At 61.3% G+C, this 25,327-nt stretch carries 19 protein-coding genes; 5 read left to right on the top strand and 14 right to left on the bottom strand.

Annotated features, from left to right (window positions below):
- Positions 1 to 26: 26 nt before the first annotated feature.
- The 8 genes from rpsA to mtnA all read right to left on the bottom strand — a co-directional run bounded on the left by rpsA (position 27) and on the right by mtnA (position 12,542).
- Entirely contained in the window at positions 27 to 1,718 is a 1,692-nt protein-coding gene (rpsA, locus tag BLU85_RS03855; RefSeq protein ID WP_053120388.1) for a 30S ribosomal protein S1, read from the bottom strand.
- Positions 1,719 to 1,838: 120 nt separating this feature from the next.
- Positions 1,839 to 2,528 (bottom strand): (d)CMP kinase, encoded by a 690-nt coding sequence (gene cmk / locus BLU85_RS03860; protein ID WP_014337227.1) that lies wholly within the window; start codon positions 2,526 to 2,528, stop codon positions 1,839 to 1,841.
- Positions 2,525 to 4,732 carry a bifunctional prephenate dehydrogenase/3-phosphoshikimate 1-carboxyvinyltransferase gene (locus tag BLU85_RS03865; protein WP_256572825.1) on the bottom strand — a complete coding sequence of 736 codons (2,208 nt, stop codon included), beginning with the start codon at positions 4,730 to 4,732 and terminating at the stop codon, positions 2,525 to 2,527. Before BLU85_RS03865 ends, cmk begins: the two co-directional genes overlap by 4 nt.
- Before the next feature lie 28 nt (positions 4,733 to 4,760).
- Positions 4,761 to 5,873 carry a histidinol-phosphate transaminase gene (gene hisC, locus BLU85_RS03870; protein ID WP_092197707.1) on the bottom strand — a complete coding sequence of 371 codons (1,113 nt, stop codon included), beginning with the start codon at positions 5,871 to 5,873 and terminating at the stop codon, positions 4,761 to 4,763.
- A 13-nt stretch (positions 5,874 to 5,886) separates the two neighbouring features.
- Positions 5,887 to 6,981, bottom strand: coding sequence for a prephenate dehydratase (gene pheA / locus BLU85_RS03875; RefSeq protein WP_003199233.1), 1,095 nt, complete (start codon positions 6,979 to 6,981; stop codon positions 5,887 to 5,889).
- On the bottom strand, positions 6,981 to 8,066 hold the full coding sequence (gene serC / locus BLU85_RS03880; protein WP_041024563.1) for a 3-phosphoserine/phosphohydroxythreonine transaminase: 1,086 nt from the start codon (positions 8,064 to 8,066) through the stop codon (positions 6,981 to 6,983). Before serC ends, pheA begins: the two co-directional genes overlap by 1 nt.
- A gap of 323 nt (positions 8,067 to 8,389) precedes the next feature.
- Entirely contained in the window at positions 8,390 to 11,053 is a 2,664-nt protein-coding gene (gene gyrA / locus BLU85_RS03885) for a DNA gyrase subunit A (protein WP_092197709.1), read from the bottom strand.
- 412 nt (positions 11,054 to 11,465) lie between these two features.
- Positions 11,466 to 12,542, bottom strand: coding sequence for an S-methyl-5-thioribose-1-phosphate isomerase (gene mtnA, locus BLU85_RS03890; protein WP_092197711.1), 1,077 nt, complete (start codon positions 12,540 to 12,542; stop codon positions 11,466 to 11,468).
- A gap of 105 nt (positions 12,543 to 12,647) precedes the next feature.
- Here mtnA and BLU85_RS03895 point away from each other — a divergent pair, with 105 nt between their 5' ends.
- The 5 genes from BLU85_RS03895 (at position 12,648) to BLU85_RS03920 (ending at position 17,632) form a co-directional block, all read left to right on the top strand.
- On the top strand, positions 12,648 to 13,979 hold the full coding sequence (locus tag BLU85_RS03895; RefSeq protein WP_092197713.1) for a TRZ/ATZ family hydrolase: 1,332 nt from the start codon (positions 12,648 to 12,650) through the stop codon (positions 13,977 to 13,979).
- 61 nt (positions 13,980 to 14,040) lie between these two features.
- A complete protein-coding gene (gene ubiG / locus BLU85_RS03900; protein WP_063322361.1) occupies positions 14,041 to 14,739 on the top strand; it encodes a bifunctional 2-polyprenyl-6-hydroxyphenol methylase/3-demethylubiquinol 3-O-methyltransferase UbiG in 699 nt (232 codons plus the stop codon).
- Between the two features lie 4 nt (positions 14,740 to 14,743).
- Positions 14,744 to 15,415, top strand: a complete 672-nt coding sequence (gene mupP / locus BLU85_RS03905) for an N-acetylmuramic acid 6-phosphate phosphatase MupP (RefSeq protein ID WP_060738596.1) — start codon at positions 14,744 to 14,746, stop codon at positions 15,413 to 15,415.
- A 191-nt stretch (positions 15,416 to 15,606) separates the two neighbouring features.
- Complete coding sequence (locus tag BLU85_RS03915) at positions 15,607 to 16,347, top strand: YciK family oxidoreductase (protein WP_060738597.1); 741 nt, start codon at positions 15,607 to 15,609, stop codon at positions 16,345 to 16,347.
- A 358-nt stretch (positions 16,348 to 16,705) separates the two neighbouring features.
- On the top strand, positions 16,706 to 17,632 hold the full coding sequence (locus tag BLU85_RS03920) for a GGDEF domain-containing protein (protein WP_092197717.1): 927 nt from the start codon (positions 16,706 to 16,708) through the stop codon (positions 17,630 to 17,632).
- Positions 17,633 to 17,823: 191 nt separating this feature from the next.
- Here BLU85_RS03920 and BLU85_RS03925 read toward each other — a convergent pair whose 3' ends face one another.
- The 6 genes from BLU85_RS03925 to BLU85_RS03950 form a co-directional block, all read right to left on the bottom strand.
- Complete coding sequence (locus BLU85_RS03925; protein ID WP_371914222.1) at positions 17,824 to 18,594, bottom strand: iron-containing redox enzyme family protein; 771 nt, start codon at positions 18,592 to 18,594, stop codon at positions 17,824 to 17,826.
- Positions 18,595 to 18,672: 78 nt separating this feature from the next.
- Positions 18,673 to 21,132 (bottom strand): EAL domain-containing protein, encoded by a 2,460-nt coding sequence (locus BLU85_RS03930; RefSeq protein WP_092197721.1) that lies wholly within the window; start codon positions 21,130 to 21,132, stop codon positions 18,673 to 18,675.
- A 181-nt stretch (positions 21,133 to 21,313) separates the two neighbouring features.
- The gene (locus BLU85_RS03935) at positions 21,314 to 23,128 is read right to left on the bottom strand and encodes an ABC transporter ATP-binding protein (RefSeq protein WP_371128520.1); all 1,815 of its coding nucleotides are present in this window, start codon (positions 23,126 to 23,128) and stop codon (positions 21,314 to 21,316) included.
- Between the two features lie 4 nt (positions 23,129 to 23,132).
- Entirely contained in the window at positions 23,133 to 23,735 is a 603-nt protein-coding gene (locus BLU85_RS03940) for a DsbA family protein (protein ID WP_170847552.1), read from the bottom strand.
- A 36-nt stretch (positions 23,736 to 23,771) separates the two neighbouring features.
- On the bottom strand, positions 23,772 to 24,713 hold the full coding sequence (locus tag BLU85_RS03945) for an oxygen-dependent tRNA uridine(34) hydroxylase TrhO (protein ID WP_092197727.1): 942 nt from the start codon (positions 24,711 to 24,713) through the stop codon (positions 23,772 to 23,774).
- Between the two features lie 302 nt (positions 24,714 to 25,015).
- Positions 25,016 to 25,315, bottom strand: coding sequence for a BolA family protein (locus BLU85_RS03950; RefSeq protein WP_060738604.1), 300 nt, complete (start codon positions 25,313 to 25,315; stop codon positions 25,016 to 25,018).
- Positions 25,316 to 25,327 lie beyond the last annotated feature (12 nt).

The following is a 25,327-nucleotide window of genomic DNA, read 5'->3' on the forward strand; positions in this document are numbered from 1 at the left end:
CGCCCTTTTTCATGGTCTGACAGAACTCAGTTCTGTTTTTCCATTTGTGCACGCAGCAGGTCGCCCAGAGTGGTAGGACCAGCAGCAATGTCAGCGGCTGGCTTGTCGCGCAGGCTCTGGATTGCTTCTTTCTCTTCAGCATCGTCTTTCGACTTGATGGAGAGCTGGATTACGCGACTCTTGCGGTCAACGCTGATGATCTTGGCTTCTACTTCTTCGCCTTCTTTCAGGACGTTGCGCGCGTCTTCAACGCGGTCACGGCTGATTTCGGAGGCTTTCAGAGTCGCTTCGATATCGTCGGCCAGGGTGATGATGGCGCCTTTGGCGTCAACTTCTTTCACGATGCCCTTAACGATTGCGCCTTTGTCGTTCTCTTGAACGTACTCGGAGAACGGATCGCTTTCCAGTTGCTTGATACCCAGGGAGATACGCTCGCGCTCTGGGTCAACCGACAGGATAACGGTGTCCAGCTCGTCGCCCTTCTTGAAACGGCGTACGGCTTCTTCGCCCACTTCGTTCCAGGAGATGTCGGACAGGTGAACCAGGCCGTCGATGCCGCCGTCCAGACCAATGAAGATACCGAAATCGGTGATCGACTTGATGGTGCCGGAGATTTTATCGCCCTTGTTGAACTGGCCAGAGAAGTCTTCCCATGGGTTGGACTTGCACTGCTTGATGCCGAGGGAGATACGACGACGCTCTTCGTCGATGTCCAGAACCATGACTTCCACTTCGTCGCCGACTTGTACGACTTTCGAAGGGTGGATGTTCTTGTTGGTCCAGTCCATTTCGGAAACGTGTACCAGGCCTTCAACGCCTTCTTCCAGCTCAGCGAAGCAGCCGTAGTCGGTGAGGTTGGTAACACGAGCGGTGACGCGGGTGCCTTCTGGGTAACGGGCTTTGATAGCAACCCATGGATCTTCACCCAGTTGCTTGAGGCCCAGGGAAACACGATTGCGCTCGCGATCGTACTTCAGAACCTTGACATCGATCTCGTCGCCAACGTTGACGATTTCCGAAGGATGCTTGATACGCTTCCAGGCCATGTCGGTGATGTGCAGCAGGCCATCGACGCCACCCAGATCGACGAATGCGCCGTAATCGGTGAGGTTCTTGACGATACCCTTGACCTGTTGGCCTTCCTGCAGCGATTCCAGCAGAGCTTCACGCTCGGCGGAGTTCTCGGCTTCCAGGACACTGCGACGGGAAACGACAACGTTGTTGCGCTTCTGGTCCAGCTTGATGACCTTGAATTCCAGCTCTTTGCCTTCCAGGTGCGTGGTGTCGCGCACTGGACGGACGTCAACCAGGGAACCTGGCAGGAACGCACGGATGCCGTTAACGTCGACAGTGAAGCCGCCTTTAACCTTACCGTTGATAACGCCCTTGACCACTTCCTCAGCTGCGAAAGCCGCTTCCAGAACGATCCAGCATTCAGCGCGCTTGGCTTTTTCACGGGACAGCTTGGTTTCACCAAAGCCATCTTCAACCGAGTCCAGCGCAACGTGAACTTCGTCACCGACGTTGATGTTCAGTTCGCCAGCGTCGTTGTAGAACTGTTCAAGCGGGATGAGTGCTTCAGACTTCAGACCAGCGTGAACGGTTACCCAGCGAGCCTGGTAATCGATATCAACGATAACACCGGTGATGATGGAGCCTGCCTGAAGGTTCAGGGTTTTCAGGCTTTCTTCAAAGAGTTCCGCAAAGCTTTCGCTCATTTTAATTCCTGTTGATTAGGGCGAAGAATACGCCCGCCTCCACACCCCAGACGGTGTGGGTTAGTTTCATATAAAAGAAGCATCGCAGGACTATGACTGGTCCCCTGCGAAGCTTCCTGGTCACCCGGCGATATCGCGAATGGCGATCTCGCTCATGATGCGTTGCAGCACCTGATCGATGGACAACTCCGTTGAATCCAGCTGTATCGCATCGGCCGCCGGCTTGAGCGGGGCTACTGCGCGCTGGGTGTCACGCTCGTCGCGTGCACGGATCTCATCTAGCAGACTCGACAGACTAACATCCTCGCCTTTGCCCTTCAACTGCAAATATCGGCGACGCGCCCTCTCCTCGGCGCTGGCGGTGAGGAAAATCTTCAACGGCGCGTCAGGAAAGACCACCGTGCCCATGTCGCGACCGTCAGCCACCAGCCCCGGCGGCTCCTGGAAAGCACGCTGACGCTGCAGCAACGCTTCGCGCACCGCTGGCAGCGCGGCGACCTGGGAGGCCCCGGCGCCCACGCTTTCGGTACGGATGACATCACTGACTTCGTCACCTTCCAGGATAATGCGCTGGAGCTGGCCGTCGGTCGCCGCAATGAATTGCACGTCCAGGTGAGCCGCCAGCGCCTTGAGCAATTCTTCATTGGTCAGGTCGACGCCATGGTTGGCGGCGGCGAATGCCAGCAGCCGGTACAAGGCACCCGAGTCGAGCAGGTTCCAGCCCAACTGCCTGGCCAGGATCCCGGCGACGGTGCCCTTGCCCGAACCGCTTGGGCCATCGATGGTGATGACCGGTGCCTTGATGTTCACGACTGCGCCTCTTGTGCTACTCGAATACCGACCTGTGCGCACAGCGCCAGGAAATTCGGGAACGACGTGGCCACGTTGGCGCAATCATGGATGCGAATCGGCGCGCTGGCGCGCAAAGACGCAACACTGAAGGCCATGGCGATGCGGTGATCACCGTGACCATGGACTTCGCCGCCGCCGATCTGGCCGCCGTCGATGATGATGCCGTCCGGCGTCGGCTGGCACTTGACGCCCAAGGCGAGCAAGCCATCAGCCATCACCTGGATGCGATCCGACTCCTTGACCCGCAGCTCTTCGGCGCCAGTCAGCACGGTGCGCCCTTCTGCACAGGCGGCCGCCACGAACAGCACCGGGAACTCGTCGATGGCCAGCGGAACCAGCGCCTCCGGAATCTCGATGCCCTTGAGTTTAGCTGCTCGTACGTGCAGGTCCGCTACGGGTTCGCCGCCGACTTCACGCTGGTTTTCCAGCGTAATGTCAGCGCCCATCAGGCGCAGGATGTCGATCACGCCGGTGCGGGTCGGGTTGATGCCGACGTGCTCGAGCACCAGGTCGGAGCCTTCGGCGATCGAGGCGGCCACCAGGAAGAATGCCGAAGACGAGATATCGCCCGGCACTTCGATGTGGGTCGCGGTCAGCTTGTTACCAGACTCGACGGACGCCGTGGCGCCATCCACCGTAACCGGGTAGCCGAAGCCGCGCAGCATGCGCTCGGTATGGTCGCGGGTCGGGGCCGGCTCGGTGACGGTGGTCTTGCCTTCGGCGTAGAGACCGGCCAGCAGCAGGCAGGATTTCACCTGGGCGCTGGCCATCGGCATGGTGTAGGTCAGGCCCTTGAGCTTGTTGCCACCGCGGATGGTCATCGGCGGACGACCGTCGGCGGCAGTCTCGATGACCGCGCCCATTTCCCGCAACGGGTTGGCGACACGATTCATCGGGCGCTTGGACAGCGAGGCGTCGCCGGTCAGGGTGCTGTCGAAGTCCTGCGCAGCCAACAAGCCGGACAACAGACGCATCGAAGTCCCGGAGTTACCCAGGTAGATCGGCCCCGGGGCAGGCTTGAGGCCGTGCAGGCCGACACCATGGATGGTCACGCGACCGTGGTGCGGACCTTCGATGACCACCCCCATGTCGCGAAACGCTTGCAGCGTCGCCAGGGCGTCTTCGCCCTCGAGGAAGCCTTCCACCTCGGTCACGCCTTCGGCCAGGGAGCCGAGCATGATCGAACGGTGGGAAATCGATTTATCGCCCGGTACACGAATACGCCCACTCACGGAGCCACCAGGTTGTGCCAGGAAAATCAGATCGTTGGAGTTCATAGCGTCCACATAGGCCCGTCGGGCCAGGATTTTACTGAAATGCTCGCGGGCCACCCTGGCGCGTGTGAAAACGCCCAGCAATTGGTGCCCGTCCCCTGCATCGACCGCGTCGCGCAAGGCGTCGAGGTCGCTGCGAAATGTATCGAGTGTGCGCAAGACAGCTTCGCGGTTGGCGAGGAAGATGTCGTGCCACATGACCGGGTCGCTTCCGGCGATTCTCGTGAAATCGCGGAAACCGCCGGCAGCGTAACGGAAGATCTCAAGATTTTCATTGCGTTTGGCCAATGAATCCACCAGGCCGAACGCCAACAGGTGCGGCAAATGGCTGGTGGCGGCCAGTACTTCATCGTGACGCTGGACCTGCATGTGCTCGACATCGGCACCCAGTTCGCGCCACAAACGGTCCACCACCGCCAACGCGGCTGGATCCGTCTGGTCCAGCGGCGTGAGAATCACTTTGTGACGACGAAACAGTTCGGCGTTGGAGGCTTCCACCCCGCTCTGCTCGGAGCCGGCAATCGGATGACCGGGCACGAAGCGCGCCGGCATCCCGCCGAACGCCTCGGTGGCGGCACGCACGACGTTGCCCTTGGCGCTGCCGACATCGGTCAGGATCGCCTGCCCCAAACTCATGCTCGCCAGGCGTGCCAGCAGCTTTTCCATGGCCAGGATCGGCACTGCCAGCTGGATCACGTCCGCGCCCTGGCAAGCGATCGCCAGGTCATCCTCGCAGCGATCGACCACACCCAGCTCCACGGCCAGCTTGCGCGATTGCGGGACCAGGTCGACACCGACCACCTCACGGCACAGGCCGCTTTCACGCAAGCCCTTGGCGAACGAACCGCCGATCAACCCCAGGCCGACCACCACCAGGCGACCGATCATAGGGGCAGCAGGTTGCAACGAAGTGACATCAACCACGAACCAGGACCTTGCTCAACGCCTCGAGGAAACGGCTGTTTTCCGCCGGCAGGCCGATGGTGATGCGCAGGTGGTTCGGCATGCCGTAATTGGCCACCGGACGCACGATCACACCTTCGCGCAACAGCCCCTGGTACACCGGCGCGGCAACACGCCCCAGGTCTATGCAGATGAAATTGCCTTTGGATGGAATCCAGCCCAGCCCCAGCTCACGCAGCCCCGCCTCCAACTGCTGCATGCCGGCCGCGTTGAGGCGACGGCTTTCAGCCAGGTAGGCTTCATCCTGCAAGGCCGCACAGGCGGCGGCCAGGGCGAAGCTGTTGACGTTGAACGGCTGACGCACGCGGTTCAGCACATCGGCCACCACGGCGGTGGACAGGCCGTAGCCGACCCGCAGCGAGGCCAGCCCATAGGCTTTGGAGAAGGTGCGCGAAACCAGCAGGTTCGGGTAAGCCGCGAGGAAATCCAGGCCATCGGGCAAATCGCTGCCTTCGGCATATTCGATGTAAGCCTCGTCCAACACCACCAGCACGTGCGCGGGCACGTCCTGGAGGAAGTCATCCAGGGCCTGGGCATCGAACCAGGTGCCGGTCGGGTTGTTCGGGTTGGCAATGAAAACCACACGGGTGTTGGCATCGATGGCGGCCAGCATGGCCGGCAGATCGTGCCCCCAGTCCTTGGCGGGAACCACACGGGCGTCCGCGCCGACGGCCTGGGTCGCGATCGGGTAGACCGCGAACGCGTGCTCGCTGAACACCGCGTTGAGACCTGGCGCCAGGTACGCACGAGCGACCAGCTCAAGGATGTCGTTGGAACCATTGCCCAGCGTCACCTGGTTCAGCTCGACACCACAGCGCTCGGCCAGCAGGCTCTTGAGTGCAAAGCCATTACCATCGGGGTAACGGGTCAGCTCGGCCAGTTCGTCGCGGATCGCCGCCAGTGCCTTGGGGCTCGCGCCCAACGGGTTTTCGTTGCTCGCCAACTTGACGATGCTGGCCGGATCCAGGTCCAGTTCACGGGCCAGTTCATCCACGGGCTTGCCCGGAACGTAAGGCGAGAGTTGTTGCACGCCTGGCTGAGCCAGAGCGAGGAAGTTGCCACTCATTTGCTATCCGCCCTTAAAGAACTGCTTTGGGGTAGGAACCCAGCACCTTGAGTGCCACTGCTTCCTGACTGATTTTCTCCAGCACACCTTTTACCAGCGGATCGCGGTGGTGGCCGACGAAATCGATGAAGAACACGTAGGTCCATTTACCGCTGCGCGACGGACGGGTCTCGATCCGCGTCAGGTCGATACCGTTGTCATGGAACGGCACCAGCAGTTCATGGAGCGCGCCGGGCTTGTTGCTCATGGAAACGATGATCGAGGTCTTGTCGTCGCCAGTCGGCGGGACTTCCTGGCTGCCGATCATCAGGAATCGCGTGGAGTTGTCCGGGCGATCCTCGATTTTTTCCGCCAGGCGCGTCAGCCCATAGAGGCCGGCCGCCATATCGCCAGCAATCGCCGCCGAGTTCCACTCGCCCTTGACCCGCTTGGCCGCCTCGGCGTTGCTCGATACCGCCACGCGCTCGACGTTCGGATAGTGGGCGTCCAGCCACTTGCGGCACTGGGCCAACGACTGGGCGTGGGAATAGATCCGGCTGATGCTGTCGGTCTTGGTGTTCTCGCCCACCAGCAGGTGGTGGTGGATGCGCAACTCGACTTCGCCGCAGATCACCATGTCGTGCTCGAGGAAGCTGTCCAGCGTGTGGTTGACCGCGCCTTCGGTGGAGTTCTCCACCGGCACCACGCCAAAATTCACCGCGCCGGCGGCCACTTCACGGAACACTTCGTCAATGGCCGCCATTGGCTTGCTGATCACGGCGTGACCGAAGTGCTTCATGGCCGCCGCCTGGGTGAAGGTGCCTTCCGGGCCCAGGTAGGCGACTTTCAGCGGCTGCTCGAGGGCCAGGCACGAAGACATGATTTCGCGGAACAGACGCGCCATCTCTTCGTTGCCCAGCGGCCCCTTGTTGCGCTCCATGACACGCTTGAGCACCTGCGCTTCACGCTCGGGGCGATAGAACACCGGCACTTCGCCTTCGGCCAGGGAGGCCATCTTCACCCGGGCGACTTCCTGGGCGCAGCGCGCGCGCTCGCTGATCAGCTCCAGGACCTTTTCGTCCAGGGCATCGATACGCAGGCGCAGCGCCTTGAGTTCTTGCTCAGACATCAGCCATGTTCCTTCTCGAACTCTGCCATGTAGGCGATCAACGCATTGACGGCGTTGATGTCGACGGCGTTGTAGATGGAGGCGCGCATGCCACCGACCGAACGGTGGCCCTTGAGGTTCAGCAGGCCGCGCTCGTCGGCACCGGCCAGGAATGGTTTGTCGAGACGGTCATCGGCCAGGCGGAACGGCACGTTCATCCACGAGCGATCGGTCTTGTTGATCGGGTTGCTGTAGAGGCCACTGGCGTCGATGAAGTCATACAGCGTGCGCTGCTTCACTTCATTGAGCTTGCCGATGGCTTCGACACCGCCCTGCTCCTTCAACCATTCGAACACCAGGCCCGACAGGTACCAGGCCAGGGTCGGCGGGGTGTTGTACATCGAGCCGTTGTCGGCCGCGACCTTGTAGTTGAGCATAGTCGGGCACAGGGAGCGGGCACGCCCCAGCAAGTCTTCACGGATGATGCTGACCAGGATGCCGCTTGGGCCGATGTTCTTCTGGGCACCCGCGTAGATCATGCCGAAACGGGAGATATCCACAGGGCGCGAGAGAATGTCCGAGGACATGTCGGCCACCAATGGCACGTCGCCCGTTTCCGGGATCCAGTTGAATTCCAGGCCACCGATGGTTTCGTTCGGTGCGTAGTGAACGTAGGCCGCATCCTTGGACAGGTTCCACTCGTTCTGGCCGGGAATCGCGAAATAGTCGTAGGGCTTGGCGGTGGCGGCCACATTGACATGACCGTAGCGCGAAGCTTCTTCGATGGCTTTCTGCGACCAGATGCCGGTATCGATGTAGTCGGCCTTGCCGTTTTCCGGCAGCAGGTTCAGCGGGATCTGGGCGAACTGCTGGCTCGCGCCGCCTTGCAGGAACAGCACCTTGTAGTTGGACGGGATGTTCAGCAGATCACGCAGGTCCTGCTCGGCCTTGGTGGCAATGGACACGAACTCATCGCTGCGATGGCTCATTTCCATGACCGACAGGCCCTTGCCATGCCAGTCGAGAAGTTCACCCTGGGCACGCTTCAGGACCGCTTCAGGAAGCGCCGCCGGGCCGGCACAGAAGTTATAGGCTCTCTTGCTCACATCCAATCTCGCTCTGATCTGGTGGTCACTTAAATCTTGAGTCTGCACTGTGGGAGCGAGCTTGCTCGCGATAGCGATGCAACAGTCAACAGTGATGTTGAATGTCAGGCCGTCATCGCGAGCGAGCTCGCTCCCACATAAAGGTATCGTCCACTCCAGGTATGGATGAATCCGTGGCGAGGGAGCTTGCTCTCTCGCCACACTGAATCAAACGAACCTTAAGTGAGCAGCATTACCCCCACAGGGGGATGCGCAGTGTCGCAAATTTTCAAACGGGACAAACAACAAGGGGGCGAATCTTCATCCGCCCCCTGCGTGTCCGCTTAGTCCTGCGGTTCTTCTTCGTCTGCGGCAGCGTCGAGCGGTTGCTCGCCGACAGCGTCGTCGACATCGGCACCGAGGGTACCGTCGAACGCCACGCCTTCCTCGCCGTCCAACTCCTCGCCTTCAACCTCCGACGGCTCCTGGACCCGCTCCAGCCCGACCAGCGTTTCATCACTGGCCAGCTTGATCAGCGTCACGCCCTGGGTGTTACGACCCAGGCTCGACACTTCGGCGACCCGCGTGCGCACCAGGGTGCCCTGGTCGGAGATCAACATGATCTCCTCGCCATCGAGCACTTGGACCGCACCGACCAGACGACCGTTGCGCTCGTTGCTGACCATGGCGATCACGCCCTGGCCGCCACGCTTGTACTCGGGGAACTCGCTGATAGCCGTGCGCTTGCCATAACCACGGGCCGAAGCGGTGAGGATCTGACTGCCTTCTTCGGGGATCAGCATGGAAATCAGCTTCTGGCCTTCCGGCAGGCGCATGCCGCGCACACCGCGAGCGGTACGGCCCATGGCGCGAACGTCGGATTCCTTGAAGCGAGTGACCTTGCCGCCGTCGGAGAACAGCATGACCTCACGCTCGCCGTCGGTGATGGCGGCGGAGATCAGCACGTCACCTTCGTCCAGCTCCAGGGCGATCAGACCGACGCTGCGCTGACGGCTGAAGGACTCCAGCGGGGTCTTCTTCACGGTTCCGTTGGCGGTGGCCATGAAGATGTAGTGCCCCTCGGTGTACTCTTCCACCGGCAACATGGTGGTGATGTATTCACCATCGTCCAGCGGCAACAGGTTGACCAGCGGACGGCCGCGAGCGGCACGGGACGCTTCCGGGATTTCGTAGGTCTTGAGCCAGTACACCTTGCCCTTGCTGGAGAACAGCAGCAGCGTGGTGTGGCTGTTGGCGACCAGCAGGTGAGCGATGTAGTCCTCGTCCTTGACGCCAGTCGCTGACTTGCCCTTGCCGCCGCGACGCTGGGCCTGGTAGGCGGCCAGCGGCTGGGTCTTGGCGTAGCCGCCGTGGGAAATGGTCACCACGCGCTCTTCTTCCGGGATCATGTCACCCAGGGTCAGGTCCAGGCGCGCATCGAGGATCTCGGTGCGGCGCACGTCGCCGTATTCGGCGCGGATCACTTCCAGCTCTTCGCGAATCACTTCCATCAGGCGCGTAGCGCTGTTGAGGATGCGGATCAGCTCGCCGATCTGGTTGAGGATTTCCTGGTACTCGGCCAGCAGCTTCTCGTGCTCGAGGCCGGTCAGGCGGTGCAGGCGCAGTTCCAGGATGGCTTGCGCCTGTTCCGGGGACAGGAAGTACTTGCCTTCGCGCAGACCGTATTGCGGGTCGAGGTTCTCCGGGCGGCACGAATCGGCGCCAGCGCGCTCGACCATCGCCACCACCGCAGTGGACTCCCAAGGGGTGCTGATCAGCGCTTCCTTGGCTTCCGACGGAGTTGGCGAGGCCTTGATCAAGGCGATCACCGGGTCGATGTTCGACAGGGCGACGGCCTGGCCTTCGAGAATGTGGCCACGCTCGCGGGCCTTGCGCAGTTCGAACACCGTGCGGCGGGTGACCACTTCGCGACGGTGACGCACGAAGGCTTCCAGCAGGTCCTTGAGGTTCAGGATCCGCGGACGGCCGTCGATCAGCGCAACGATGTTGATGCCGAACACGCTTTGCAACTGGGTCTGGGCGTAGAGGTTGTTGAGGATCACCTCAGGCACTTCGCCACGGCGCAGCTCGATCACGACACGCATGCCATCCTTGTCGGACTCGTCACGCAGCTCGGTGATGCCTTCGAGCTTCTTCTCTTTCACCAGCTCGGCGATCTTCTCGATCAGGCGAGCCTTGTTCAGCTGGTACGGCAGTTCGGTGATGACGATCTGCTGGCGGCCGCCGACCTTGTCGATGTCTTCCACCGTCGAGCGGGCGCGCATGTAAATGCGACCACGGCCGGTACGGTAGGCTTCGATGATGCCGGCGCGACCGTTGATGATCGCAGCGGTCGGGAAGTCCGGACCGGGGATGTATTGCATCAGCTCATCGACGGTCAGCTCGGGATTGTCGATGAGCGCCAGGCAACCGTCGATGACTTCACCGAGGTTGTGCGGCGGGATGTTGGTCGCCATGCCCACGGCGATACCGCTGGAGCCGTTGACCAACAGGTTCGGGATACGGGTCGGCATGACCGCCGGGATCATTTCGGTGCCGTCGTAGTTCGGCACCCAGTCCACGGTTTCCTTGTGCAGGTCGGCCAGCAGCTCGTGGGCCAGCTTGGTCATGCGCACTTCGGTGTATCGCATGGCCGCGGCGTTGTCGCCGTCCACCGAACCGAAGTTGCCCTGGCCGTCTACCAGCAGGTAGCGCAAGGAGAAGGGTTGCGCCATACGAACGATGGTGTCGTACACGGCAGTGTCGCCGTGGGGGTGATACTTACCGATCACGTCGCCGACGACACGGGCGGATTTCTTGTACGGCTTGTTGAAGTCGTTGCCCAGCTCGCTCATCGCGAACAGCACGCGCCGGTGCACGGGCTTCAAGCCATCGCGCGCATCCGGCAGCGCCCGCCCGACGATTACGCTCATTGCGTAGTCGAGGTAGGACTGTTTCAGCTCGTCTTCGATATTGACCGGGAGGATTTCTTTGGCCAGTTCGCCCATGAGAAGCCTGATTCCTTTTTCTGGTGAAACCTCGTCACATCCAGATGGGACGAACGAAGCTCGCCGCTGCAGAACAAATGCCGTGCAGCGACTTACGACAAATCAACGAGTTATGCCATGGATCTGCGCAGTAAAGGCCACCTCGCGAGGCAGCCTTGGAAACCGCCGGATGTTATCACAAGAGCCGCCACGCACCTATCCCCCAGATGCGCATGGTGCGTAGTTAGTTGACCGGTGACAGGCTGATATGGGACCAGAGGGGCTTAGAAGCGCTGTGGATGGAGATTCAGGGGCAAAATGCAAGGGATTTGTTGCCTTCAAGGGCCTCATCGCGAGCAAGCTCGCTCCCACAGGGATCTTTGCATGTGGAGCGAGCTTGCTCGCGATGGCGGCAATCAGGCAGCACCCATCATCAATGCAACCGCTTGCGGCACATCAACTGTGCCAGCTTCGCGGTGTCCGGGCGCTCGATGATGCCCTTTTCCGTGACGATGACGTCGATCAGATCCGCCGGGGTGATATCGAAGACCGGATTGAAGGCGCCCACCTCCGCGCCGAGCCCCCTGCCGCCGATTTCCAGCAGTTCGCGCCCGTCGCGCTCCTCCGCCGGGATGTCTTCACCGCTGGCCAGGCTCATGTCGATGATCGAGCTCGGCGCCACCACCATGAAACGCACACCATGGTGCATGGCACAGACCGCCAGCTGGTAAGTGCCGATCTTGTTCGCCACGTCGCCATTGGCGGCGATGCAATCGGCACCGACGATCACCCAGGTCACACCCTTGGTCTTCATGATATGGGCGGCGGCGGAATCGGCGTTGAGGGTCACCGGAATGCCTTCCCGGGCCAGTTCCCAAGCCGTCAGGCGCGAGCCTTGCAGCCACGGCCGGGTTTCATCGGCATAGACGCATTCCACCATGCCTTCGATATACGCCCCCCGGATAACCCCCAAGGCCGTGCCAAAACCGCCGGAGGCCAGGGCGCCGGTGTTGCCATGGGTGAGAATGGCCTGGGCGTTGCCCTGGTGCTTGCGGATCAGGTCGACCCCCAACTGGGCCATGGTCAGGTTGGCTTCGCGATCACTCACGTGGATCGCGATGGCTTCAGCCTCGAGTACCGCCAGCGGCTCGGCATGTTCTTTCAAGCGCCCCAGCCGGTCGCGCATTCGATCCAGCGCCCAGAAAAGGTTCGCCGCCGTCGGCCGGGCCTCAGCCAGCAAGGCAAAATCGGCCTCCAGGGCCGCTTGCCAATCGCCGCCTTCGGCCATCCTGGCCCGCGCCGCCAGCACCACGCCATACGCCGCACTGATGCCGATGACCGGTGCGCCGCGCACGGCCATCGAGCCAATGGCCTCGGCCACATCCGCGATACGGGTGCAGGCGATCCAGCTTTCCTCGAACGGCAAGCTACGCTGGTCCAGCAGGTACAGGACGCCATTACGCCAATCGATGGCCTTCACCTTCTCCGCAGCCAATAGTCGATCGCGCATCCTTCACCCCGTACTCATGAACAAAGCCGCCGATTATAGCGATCCCTCCGCGAAGACGCTCGGGTATACTTCGCCATCCTTTATACCCCATGGAACCGTTCCACGATGCCCAAGCCTGCCGTTGCGCTCGACTTATTATTGCTGCCGACCTGGTTGGTGCCTGTCGAACCCGCCGGTGTAGTGCTCAAGGACCATGGCCTGGGCATTCGCGACGGTTGCATCGTGTTCATCGGTCCACGGGCAGAAGCCCTGAAGTGTGACGCCACCGAGGTCCGTGAACTGCCCGGCATGCTGCTCAGCCCCGGCCTGATCAACGCCCACGGCCACGCGGCCATGACCCTGTTTCGCGGCCTGGCCGACGATCTGCCCTTGATGACTTGGCTGGAACAGCACATCTGGCCGGCTGAAGCCAAATGGGTCGATGAAGATTTCGTCCGGGATGGCACTGACCTGGCAATCGCCGAGCAGATCAAGGGTGGCATCACCTGCTTCTCCGACATGTATTTCTACCCCAAGATCGCCAGCGAGTGCGTCCACGACAGCGGGATTCGCGCGCAAATCGCCATTCCGATCCTCGATTTTCCGATCCCCGGTGCCGCCAGCGCCGACGACGCCATTCGTCAGGGCATCGAATTGTTTGGCGACCTCAAGCACCATCCGCGGATCAAAGTCGCATTCGGCCCGCACGCGCCCTACACGGTGGGGGACGAGAATCTGGAGAAAATCCGCGTGATCGCCGAGGAACTGGACGCGGCCATTCATATGCATGTTCATGAAACCGCCTTCGAAGTGCAGCAGGCTGTGGATAACACCGCTGAGCGGCCAATGGCTCGCCTGGCACGTCTGGGCCTGCTGGGGCCACGCTTCCAGGCTGTGCACATGACTCAGATCAGCGACGAGGACCTGGCCCTGCTGGTAGAAAGCAATTGCAGCGTGATCCATTGCCCGGAATCGAACCTGAAGCTGGCCAGCGGTTTCTGCCCGGTGGAGCGCCTGTGGCAAGGCGGCGTCAATGTCGCACTCGGCACCGATGGTGCGGCGAGCAACAACGACCTGGACCTGCTCGGCGAAACCCGCACCGCCGCCCTGCTGGCCAAGGCCGTCGCCGGGTCGGCCACGGCCCTGGATGCCCATCGGGCGCTGCGCATGGCCACGCTCAACGGTGCCCGGGCGCTGGGCATCGAAGCGACCGTCGGCTCCCTGGAAGTCGGCAAGGCCGCCGACCTGGTGGCCTTCGATCTGTCTGGCCTGGCCCAGCAGCCGATCTACGACCCGGTGTCGCAACTGATTTATGCCACCGGCCGCGACTGCGTCAAATACCTGTGGGTAGGCGGCAAGCCGTTACTGGAGGATGGCCGGCTGACCCGCCTGGACGAACCGACACTGATCGCCGCGGCCCAGGCCTGGGGTCGGCGCATCAGCGGCCACAACGAATGACCACGCCCCTGGAGCCACGGCTCGGGGCATCTGATTTTTCAAGCTTTTCGAGGATCTGCACATGAGCAACGTCGACCACGCCGAAATCGCCAAGTTCGAAGCCCTGGCCCATCGCTGGTGGGACCGTGAAAGCGAATTCAAACCGCTGCACGACATCAACCCACTGCGGGTCAACTGGATTGACGAACGGGTCAACCTGGCCGGCAAGAAGGTCCTCGACGTCGGTTGCGGTGGCGGCATCCTCAGTGAGGCCATGGCCCAGCGCGGGGCGACGGTGATGGGCATCGACATGGGCGAAGCGCCGCTGGCGGTGGCGCAACTGCATCAATTGGAGTCAGGCGTCAGCGTGGAATACCGGCAGATCACCGCCGAGGCCCTGGCCGAAGAAATGCCCGGCCAATTCGACGTGGTCACCTGCCTGGAAATGCTCGAACACGTGCCAGACCCGTCCTCGGTCATCCGCGCCTGCTTCCGCATGGTCAAGCCGGGCGGCCAGGTGTTCTTCTCCACTATCAACCGCAACCCGAAGGCCTACCTGTTCGCCATCATCGGCGCCGAATACATCATGAAGCTGTTGCCGCGGGGCACTCACGACTTCAAGAAATTCATCCGTCCCTCCGAACTGGGCGCCTGGAGCCGCGCGGCCGGGCTGACCGTCAAGGACATCATCGGCCTGACCTACAATCCGCTGACCAAGCACTACAAGCTGGCCGCCGACGTTGACGTCAACTACATGATCCAGACCCTGCGCGAGGAATAAGGCGATGCGTCTCAAAGCGGTTCTCTTCGACATGGACGGCACGCTGCTCGACACTGCGCCGGACTTCATCGCCATCTGCCAGGCCATGCGCGCCGACCGTGGCTTGCCACCGATGAACACCCAGCACATTCGCGACGAGATTTCCGGCGGCGCCCGGGCGATGGTCGCGGTGACCTTTTCCATGGACCCGGAATCACCAGGGTTCGAGGAACTGCGCCAGGAATTCCTTGACCGCTACCTCAAGGGTTGTGCGGTCCACAGCCACCTGTTCGACGGCATGGCCGAAGTGCTGGCCGATATCGAAGCGGCCAATCTGATCTGGGGCGTGGTCACCAACAAGCCAGTGCGTTTCGCCGAACCGATCATGCAGCAACTGGGCCTGGCCGAGCGCTCGAAAGTGCTGATCTGCCCTGACCACGTGAAAAACAGCAAGCCGGACCCGGAGCCGCTGACCCTGGCCTGCAAGATGCTCGACCTGGACCCGGCCAGCGTGCTGTTCGTGGGCGATGACCTGCGGGACATCGAGTCCGGCCGCAGCGCCGGCACCAAGACCTGCGCGGTGACCTACGGCTACATCCACCCGGACGACAACCCCAGGCACTGGGGCGCGGATGTGGTGATCGACCACCCCTCGGCGCTGCGTGAAGTGCTGGATAACGCGTTGTGCAGTTGCTGATGTGACTGTCTTGTGATGAAGGGATTTATGTGGGAGCAAGGCTTGCCCGCGATGAAGGCGATGCGGTCGTTCAGGAATCGAGGTGCCTGTTTCGCGAGCAAGCTTTGCTCCCACAGCCTGCTCCCAGCAGCGGGGCTCAATCCCCTCGCCACTACAGCTTCTGCCAACAGATTGATTTGTTGAGGTTTTTTATGTTTGATTATTCCGCCCGTCCCGACCTGCTCAATGGCCGGGTGATCCTGGTCACCGGCGCCGGTCGCGGAATCGGTGCCGCAGCGGCGAAAACCTACGCCGCCCACGGTGCCACCGTACTGCTGCTGGGCAAGACCGAAGCCAACCTGACCCAGGTCTACGATGAAATCGAAGCGGCCGGTCATCCGCAGCCAGCGGTGATCCCGTTCAACCTCGAAACCGCACTGCCCCATCAGTACGATGAACTGGCGGCGATGATCGAAACCGAGTTCGGGCATCTGGACGGCTTGCTGCACAACGCCTCGATCATCGGCCCACGCACCCCACTGGAACAATTGTCCGGTGAGAACTTCATGCGGGTGATGCACGTCAACGTCAACGCGATGTTCATGCTCACCAGCACCTTGCTGCCGCTGCTCAAGCTGTCCAAGGATGCGTCCGTGGTGTTCACCTCCAGCAGCGTCGGCCGCAAGGGCCGGGCCTACTGGGGCGCCTATGGCGTGTCCAAGTTCGCCACCGAGGGGCTGATGCAGACCCTGGCCGACGAAGTCGATACCGTCGCCGCCGTGCGCGCCAACAGCATCAACCCCGGCGCCACCCGCACCAGCATGCGCGCCCAGGCCTACCCGGGAGAAAACCCGCTCAACAACCCGACGCCCGAAGCGATCATGCCGGTCTACCTGTACCTCATGGGCCCGGACAGCACCGGCGTCAACGGTCAGGCGTTCAACGCACAATAACGCACAATAATGAAGCCGCCATCGCGACGATTTACCGTCGCGATGGCGGCCCCGGTCGACGCCAAACCAGACGAACCGCCAAGTCCACGTCGCCCCTGCGTTCGCGACTCGCTATCAATTCATTGATTCCTAATCGGTTTTTACACAAGTGAACCGAATGGCACGACTTTCGCTCTAACCTCTTCAAACATGCCAGGTTCGGCAGGTAATGGACGGTGAGACGAGACTTATGCCTGCCATGGAAAGCGGACTAGACTCAAATCAGTTGTCCTACGGGACTGAAGGACCAGTAAGACGCGCAGCCCAAAGCCGCCACACCCAACCTGCGGGACAGATTTAGCTTAGGGGCTAACGCCAAATGAAAACGCCCAACCAGATCAACGCGTTCGACTTCGACAGCGCCAAATTGCAGCGTTTGGGCCTGACCCAGCCATCGCCGCTCCCTGCACGCTCGGTCAGTCTGTCGCAATTGCGCCAGCAACTGAGCCAGCAACTACAGACCAGCCTGGAGCCGCAGCGGATCCTGGGCCTGTTTTTCCGGGAAATCCAGCGACTGGTGCCCCTGGATGCGTTGGCTTATCAGCACAAAGCCAGTGACCTGCGCCTGGAGTTCGGGCAACGCGGGCATCACACCCTCAGCTATAATCTCAGCCATGAAGGCGAACACCTGGGTGAGCTGGTATTCCGTCGTAACCAACGGTTCTCGGAGGCGGAACAGAGCGACCTTGAATCCATCATGTCGACGCTGCTGTATCCACTGCGCAACGCGCTGCTCTACCGCGCCGCGACCCAAAGCGCCCTGCGCGATCCGCTGACCGGTACCGGCAACCGCATCGCCATGGACCAGACCCTGATGCGGGAAATCGACATGGCCAAGCGTCATTCGCAACCCTTGTCGGTGCTGATGCTCGATATCGATCATTTCAAGCGCATCAACGACAGCCATGGTCACGGCGTTGGCGACGACGTGCTCAAGGCCGTGGCCGAGTCGATCAAGGGCCAACTGCGCAATGTGGACATGGTGTTCCGGTTCGGTGGTGAAGAGTTTCTGATCCTGCTGGCCAATACCAGCCGTGATGCGGCGGCCATGGTCGGTGAACGACTGCGTCATGCCGCCCAGACCCAGGATTACTTCGCCGCAGGCACAAGGATCGAGCTGACGGTCAGCCTGGGGTGCGCCACCCTGCTACCGGGGGAGTCCTCGGAAAGCCTGCTGCGCAGGGCCGACAGCGCGCTGTACGTAGCCAAACGCGAAGGCCGCAATCGGCTGGCGATGGCCGGCTGAAAACGATTGTGGGAACGAGCTCGCTCCCACAGGGATTTGGGGTGAACCTGAAGCCAGCACTCATCCAAAACAACTGTGGGAGCGAGCTTGCTCGCGATAGGGGCCTGGCAGTCAACCTCCCCGTCGACTGCCCAGACCTCTTCGCAAGCAGGCTCGCTCCCACAGGTTGTGTCTATCTGTAGCGGTAGTAATCAGCTACCGGCCAGCGCCAGACGCTCACGGGTGGCAGACGTCCTGCTGGCAGGCTCAGCCTGTTCCAGCTGCATGCAACGCTCCAGGAACAGGTACATGTAGTCATAGCTCTTGCACACGGCCTGGCGCAGCTCCGTTTGCAGGGCCTTGCTCGGGTTCATCCCCGCCAGCGTACAGATGATTTCCAGGGCTTCCCAAGGATGGGCATCGTCGTACTGGGCATGCATCTTCAGCCATTTCATGGCCCGCTTGCGGTCTTCCTCGGCGAAGGCGGCCGCGTAGACACCATTGGAACACACCAGCGCCGACCACTCTCCCGTGGCGCCTTCGATGGCGTAGTTGGTCGCGGCGATGGCCACGATCAACGAGTCCGAGGAACTGGTGTGCCAGCACCAGTGGCTCAAGGCATGAAGCTCAGGCGGTACCTGCTGGGCTTGCAGGTCTTCCAGGGTCACGCCATGGGCGGCGCTCCAGTTGACCCAGTAGTCGGCATGGTTGAGTTCGACACGAATGTTGCGCATCAGCCAGCGACGCGCCATGTCCTCGCCGGGGTGGCGGGCAAAGCGGGTCTTGGTGAGGTTCTGTGCCATGTATAAAGCGAACTGTTCGACGACCGGCCAACCACCAATGAGGTAGTGGCGCATGGTCTTGGCGCTGAGCTTGTTGTCGCGCATGCGCTGATACAGTTCGTGTTCGACAACCCGGCGCTTGCTCTCGCTGCAATCGGTAATGAGCTGCTGTGCCCATTTCGGATAGCTTGTGGCGTCCATGAGCGGGCCTGTTCGGTTGAATGTGTCGATCACTGTCGGGCTCCTTTTGATTGTGATTTTCTCGGATCAACAAGAGTTTCAGCGGAACGTGCCGGGGGCCTTGAATAACAGTGGCTGGGGCCGGGCCGGCCGACATTGCAACGTGTCGCAGGTAAACAATTGCGGGCGTTCGATCACATACCCCTGAGCATAGTCCACCCCTATCTCCAGCAATGCCTGCTCGATCTGGGCGGTTTCAACAAACTCGGCAATCGTGCGCTTACCCATGACGTGCCCGATGTGATTGATCACTTCGACCATTGCACGGTTAATCGGGTCGTCCAGCATATCCTTTACGAAACTCCCGTCGATCTTCAAGAAGTCTACAGGTAAATGTTTCAGGTAAGCGAATGAAGACATTCCGGCGCAAAAGTCGTCCAGAGAAAAATAGCAGCCCAAGCTCTTGAGTTCATTGATAAAGCGGATCGCACTGCCCAAATTCGAAATAGCGCTGGTCTCTGTAATTTCAAAACAAATCATTTCCGGCGGAATCGAGTAAGCCACAAACTGTTTACGCAGGAAGTCGAGGAACGCCTGATCTCCGATAGTTGTGCCTGACAGATTAATCGCACACATCGCCATGGGGCCCTGCCGCGATTCATTCAGGCACTGGCGGATGATCTTGAAGACGTTCTCCACGACCCAACGGTCCAGGGACGTCATCAGCCCGTAACGTTCCGCCGCAGGAATGAAGCTGTCCGGCAGGATCATCCGCCCGGCTTCGTCATGCAGGCGCAACAGGACTTCAATGTGCCCGCCACCATGATCGCCTGGACCCAGCGCGGCGATTTCCTGGGCGTACAGGCAAAAGCGATTTTCCTCCAGGGCCATGTGCAAGCGCTGGACCCAGGCCATCTCGCCAAAACGCAGGGACAACTCCGAGTCGTCGGCATGATAGACCTGGACCCGGTTGCGCCCCTTTTCCTTGGCCATGTAACAGGCCATGTCGGCAGCCCGCAGGGAAGCCTCCAGGGTCGTCGGAGTCTGGGCGATATGCACCAGGCCGATGCTCACGGTGGTCACGAACGGCCGGCCCTTCCAGACAAAGTGCAGGTTCTGCACGGTCTGGCGCAACCCTTCGGCGATTTTTTCCGCCGCCTCCGGCGAACAGTTCTCCAGCAGGATCCCGAACTCATCGCCACCCAGCCGGGCCAGGGTGTCGTTTTCCCGCAGCCCTGACTGCAGCAAGGCGCAGATATGCCGCAACAATTCGTCACCCGCCGCATGACCGCAGGTGTCGTTGACCAGCTTGAACTGATCCAGGTCGAGAAACATCAAGGCATGGCGCCCGATCTGGCGAGTGAGATTGTGCAAGGCCTGCTCGAGGCGATACTCGAATTCGCGGCGGTTGGCCAGGCCAGTCAGGGCGTCATGGGTGGCCTGCCACGACAGGTTGGCGATGTATTGCCGCTCCTGGGTCATGTCATGCAGCACCAGCACGGCGCCACTGACCTTGCCCGCATGGCGGATCGGAGCGCCCACCAGGGTGACCGACACGGTGCTGCCATCCAGGCGCTGGATCAGTTTCGAATGTTCACTGGCGCCGCTGAGCCGACCGCTGAGGATGTGCTCGATCAGGGTCAGTCCTTCGGTCTGAGCATTGTCATCGAGCAAATTGAACAATGCGGCCAGGGGCAAGCCCGTGGCGTGTTCGGCTTTCCAGTGGGTCATCGCTTCGGCGGCGGGGTTCATGTAGGCGATGGCCCCCTCCACGTCGGTGGTGATCACCCCATCGCCTATGGATTGCAGGGTGATCTGTGCCCGCTCTTTCTCCATCTGCAGCGCATTGGCGAACACCTGCCGCTGGGCCAGCAGTTTATGGGTACGCAACAACGCCAGGACGATCAACCCCAGGGCGGTGGCGAAATTGGTCACCAGCAAGAGCCGCAGGATGAAACGCGAGCCCTCGCCCAATGCGTCGCTAAACGCCTTGGCAGCCGGGGTGACGGAATCGTTGATCGCAAAGATCTGGGCCTTCCAGCCGCGAATATCCACCTCTGACGCCTGGCCCGCGACAATACTGCTGTGCATCTGCCGGGCAACGTTATCCAGTTCGGTCAGGTAGCCATCGCCCACCGTCCAGAGATCGATGGCTTCTTCCAGATAACTGAAGTGACGGAAATTCAGATAAAGCCAGATCAGGCTGGCCACATCGTCCGGGTGATTGCCGCCCTTGAGGATGCCGGCCCGTGCCGCTTCCAGGTTCGGCGGTTGGCGGTCCAGCGCTACCCGCAGTTCATGGCCGCCCTCGGGTACGGCGATGGCTTGCTGGTATTTGCGGAAAATCGCCTCGTCGCGGCTGTCGGCGTAGAGGTTGAGGTAATAGATGGCGTCTTTCTGGCCCTTGGACCAGAGACTCTCCCCCGCTACATAGCCGCGGACTGCGGAAAGCACGTAAAGGCTGACGCCGCCAAGCAATGCCTGAAATAGCACAACGGCAATAAAGGGCCAGACGATGCCCAGCAGCCGTGGTGTTCCGAGAGTCTGCTTTTGCTTCATGAGGTCCCTTGCACAGGTACTGCCGGACGAACACCCGCCAGAATTCCGCTCCTGACTCAACAGCCTAGGCTAGTTTTCGCCCCATAGAATGGATGGATGAAGAGATCTTTGCGTGGAATTTGGAAGAATCGGCGTGTTTGCCTGTTTTTTCCGATACTAAGCACAGAAAACGGCGGGAAACTCAAGGCTGTTGTATCTGTTGCAAATGACCGTAGAGTCGAGCGTAGAGACCCCCGTCGGCAATCAACTGCAAATGGTCGCCGTCTTCGGCGACTTGCCCACCGTCGAACACCAATACCCGATCGGCCTGCTTCACCGCCGAAAGCCGGTGGGCGATGATCAACGTGGTGCGCGCGCTCAAAAAACGCGCCAGCGCCTGGTGAAGGTTGTACTCGGTGGCCGCGTCCAATGCCGAGGTGGCTTCGTCGAGAATCACCACCCGCGGGTCGGCCAGTACCATGCGGGCGATGGCCAGCCGTTGGCGCTGTCCGCCCGACAGCCGAACCCCGGAACGCCCTACCACGCTTTCCAGGCCCTGGGGCAACGCCCGTACCGTGGCGTCGAGCTGGGCGATTTCCAATGCCCGCCAGCAGTCGTCGTCGCTGCATTCACGCCCCATGGCAAGGTTGGCCCGTACCGTGTCGTTGAACAGCGCCGGATGTTGCAACACCACTGCGACATTCTCCCGAATGGTTTCCAGGCCGATCTCCTGCTGCGTGGCGCCGCCAAAACGAATGCTGCCCGACTGTGGCGTGTACAGCCCCAGCAGCAACTGCACCAAGGTGCTCTTGCCGCCGCCACTGGCCCCGACGATGGCGACTTTCTCGCCCGGCGAAATGGACAGGTTCAACTGGTCGAGCACCAGCTCCTCGCCGTAACCGAAACTCAACCCCTGGATTTCGATGCCCACGGTGTCACGGCCCTTGAACGGATCGACGCCCCCCGTGTACTGGGGCTCGTCGGCCCGGGCCAGCAGTTCGTTGATCCGGTTCAAGGCGCCGCCGGCCGCGTAATAGGCGTATTGCAGGTTCAACAGTTGCTCGACCGGGCCGATCATGAACCAGAGGTAGCTGAACACCGCCAGCATCTGGCCGATGGACAGGTCGGAAAACACCACGGTGAGCATGGCCGCCGCGCGAAAAATATCGATGCCGAACTGGAACAGCAAACCACTGGCGCGGTTCGAGGCATCGGTTTTCCACTGCGAATTCACGGCGTAATCGCGGACCTCCTTGGCACGCATCCCCAATCGGCCAAGGAAATAACCCTGGCGGTTGCCGGCGCGCACTTCCTGGATGGCATCCAGGGTTTCGGTCAAGGCCTGGGTGAAGCGCGAGGTGCTGTCGTTCTCCAGCTTCTTGAGGTGTTTGACCCGCTTGCCCAGTTGCACCGTGGCGTAGATCACCAGCGGGTTGAACAGCAGGATCAGCAGCGCCAGCTTCCAGTGCATCCACACCAGGATCCCGGCGGTGCCCACCAGGGTCAGCATCGCCACCAGGAAACGGCTGAGGGTCTCGCCGATGAATTTGTCGAGGGTGTCCAGGTCGGTGACCAGGTGGGCCGCCACGGTGCCGCTGCCCAGGCTTTCGTACTCGCCCAGGGAGATTCGCTTGAGGCGTTCGATCAAGCGGATGCGAATGCGATAGACAATGTCCTTGGCCAGCCTGGCGAACAGGCGCGCCTGCACCACGTTGAACAGCAAGGCGCCACAGCGCAGGGTCAGGGTCGCCAGCAACATCAGCCCGATGTAGCCGGCTGCGCTCTGCCAGGCCGTGGGTAAGGCATGGTTCATGACTTTCAGGGCCGCATCGCCGTGGCCCAGCAGGACCTCGTCCACCAGCAGCGGCAACAGCAACGGAATCGGCACGCTGCACAGCGTCGCCAGCACGGCCACGCCGTTGGCGATCCACAGGGCTTTTTTATGTTTGAGGGCCAGGCGACGGATCTCCGCCCAGCTCAACCGGTCGATGCGCTGCGAGGTCGATGGGGCTGACAGCCGCTCAGGCACAGGTCGCGCGCTCCAGCCAGCGGCCAAGCAAGGGCGACAACTGGCTCAGGGGCTGGTAACCGTTGGTCAGCAAGGCCAACTGGCCGTCACGCTCGGCCAGTAGCGTGGGAAACCCGGCAATGCCCAAATCCTGGACCCAGGTGAAATCCGCCGCGGTGGCCGCGTGCTGGTCGGCGCGGTCGAAGGCCGCGGCGAATTCGATGCGTGGCAACCCCGCCTGCTCGGCCAGTTCCACCAGGACGCTGGCGTGGGTGACGTCACGGCCTTGTACATAAAAGGCCTGTTGGATCAGCTTCACCAGCGTCCAGGCCAGGTCCGGGGCCAGGCTGCGGGCCGTCACCACTGCCCGGCAGGCGGGCTCGGTGTCGTAGACGAAACCATCCGGCAACGCGCCTTCAAACTTGAAGGGCTGGCCAGTGGCCTGGGTCACGGCCTGCCAGTGCTCGAGAATGTAGCGCCGGGTGGTCGGCTCCAGCGCCGAACCGCTGCCGGTGCGCAAACCGCCCACCACCAGGTGCAACTCCACACCTGCGGCGTGCGCCTGCTCGACCAACGCCTCGGCCACCGGCGCAAAGCCCCAGCACCAGGAACACATCGGGTCCATCACATAGAGCAGGCGTGACGTCATGGCTCAAGCCTCGGAAGATGTTTGCTTGTAGTTGTAGCCGATCGGGTGCGGCATGTTGCGCGCCTTGGCCAACTCGATCTGTTTCTGCCGGTCGATGGCGCTGCGACGGGTTTTCTCGCTCAGCTTATCCCAGCAATGCGGGCAACTGATGCCAGGCACATAGTGCTCCGAAGCGCGGTCTTCCACGCTCACCGGAGTACGACAAGCATGACATTGATCGTAGTCCCCTTCGCTGAGGTCGTGGCGAACGGTCACGCGGTTATCGAACACGAAGCAGTCGCCGCGCCACTTGGTTTCTTCCTGAGGGACCTCCTCGAGGTATTTCAGGATGCCGCCCTTGAGGTGATAGACCTCGTCGAATCCCTGGCCGAGCATGTAGCTGGAGGCTTTTTCACAGCGAATGCCACCGGTGCAGAACATCGCGACTTTCTTGTGCCTGGTCGGGTCGAAGTGGGCCTTGATGTACTCGGGGAACTCGCGAAAGCTGGTGGTCTTGGGGTCGATGGCGCCTTCGAAGGTGCCGATGGACACTTCATAATCGTTGCGAGTGTCGATCAGCAGCACTTCCGGATCGCTGATCAGCGCATTCCAGTCCCGCGGTTCGACGTAGGTGCCGACTTGCTTGTTCGGGTCCACGCCTTCGACGCCAAGGGTGACGATTTCTTTCTTGAGCTTGACCTTGGTGCGGTAGAACGGCTGCTCATCGCAATACGACTCTTTATGGTCGATGTCGATCATGCGCGGATCGTTCTTGAGCCAGGCCAGCAGGCCGTCGATGCCTTCGCGGGTGCCGGAGACCGTGCCGTTGATGCCTTCCTCGGCGATCAGCAACGTACCTTTGATGCCGTTGTCGAGCATGGCCTTGAGCAAGGGCTCACGCAGCTCGACGTAATCTTCCAGGGTGACGAACTTATACAGTGCCGCCACGACAATGGGTTGTGTCATGGGTGTTTCTCCAGGTGGCTACCCTCGTAAAGGGTGAACCGGATACGAAAAAAAACGCGCCGGGTGAGCGGCGCGTTGCGGATTCTAGCAAAAACAATATGGCTTTAGGAGCGAAGTGCCCTGCAGGCAAGTGGAGCGAAGCGCTTATCGTGGCGAGGGAGCTTACCGCCGGCTGCTCTGTAGGAGCTGGCGAAGCCTGCGATCTTTTAATCTTTCGCTTGAGATTCAAGTGCAAGGAGAAAGATCGCAGCCTCGTTGCACTCGACAGCTCCTACAGCCCCAATGGGAGCAAGCCCTATCGATCAGTGCTTGCTACCACCGGCACAGGTCGGCGAAGCCGGGGCCGCGTCGATCCGGGCCCATTCCTCGGGTGTGTAGGTGTGCAGCGCCAACGCATGGAATTCGCCCATCAGCTCGCCCAGCGTGCCATAGACCTTCTGGTGACGCTTGACGCGATTGAGCCCTTCGAACTGCTGGCTGACCACCACGGCCTTGAAGTGGGTCTGCAGGCCACGGCTGTGCATGTGGCTTTCATCCAGCACTTGCAAATGCTCGGGCTGCAACAGCCCGAGCGTTGATTCGATGCGTTGTTGCATGCTCATACCGGGCTCCGC

The sequence above is a fragment of the Pseudomonas sp. NFACC14 genome, assembly GCF_900106885.1.
In the GTDB taxonomy this organism is placed as follows: Bacteria; Pseudomonadota; Gammaproteobacteria; order Pseudomonadales; family Pseudomonadaceae; genus Aquipseudomonas; species Aquipseudomonas fluorescens_AA.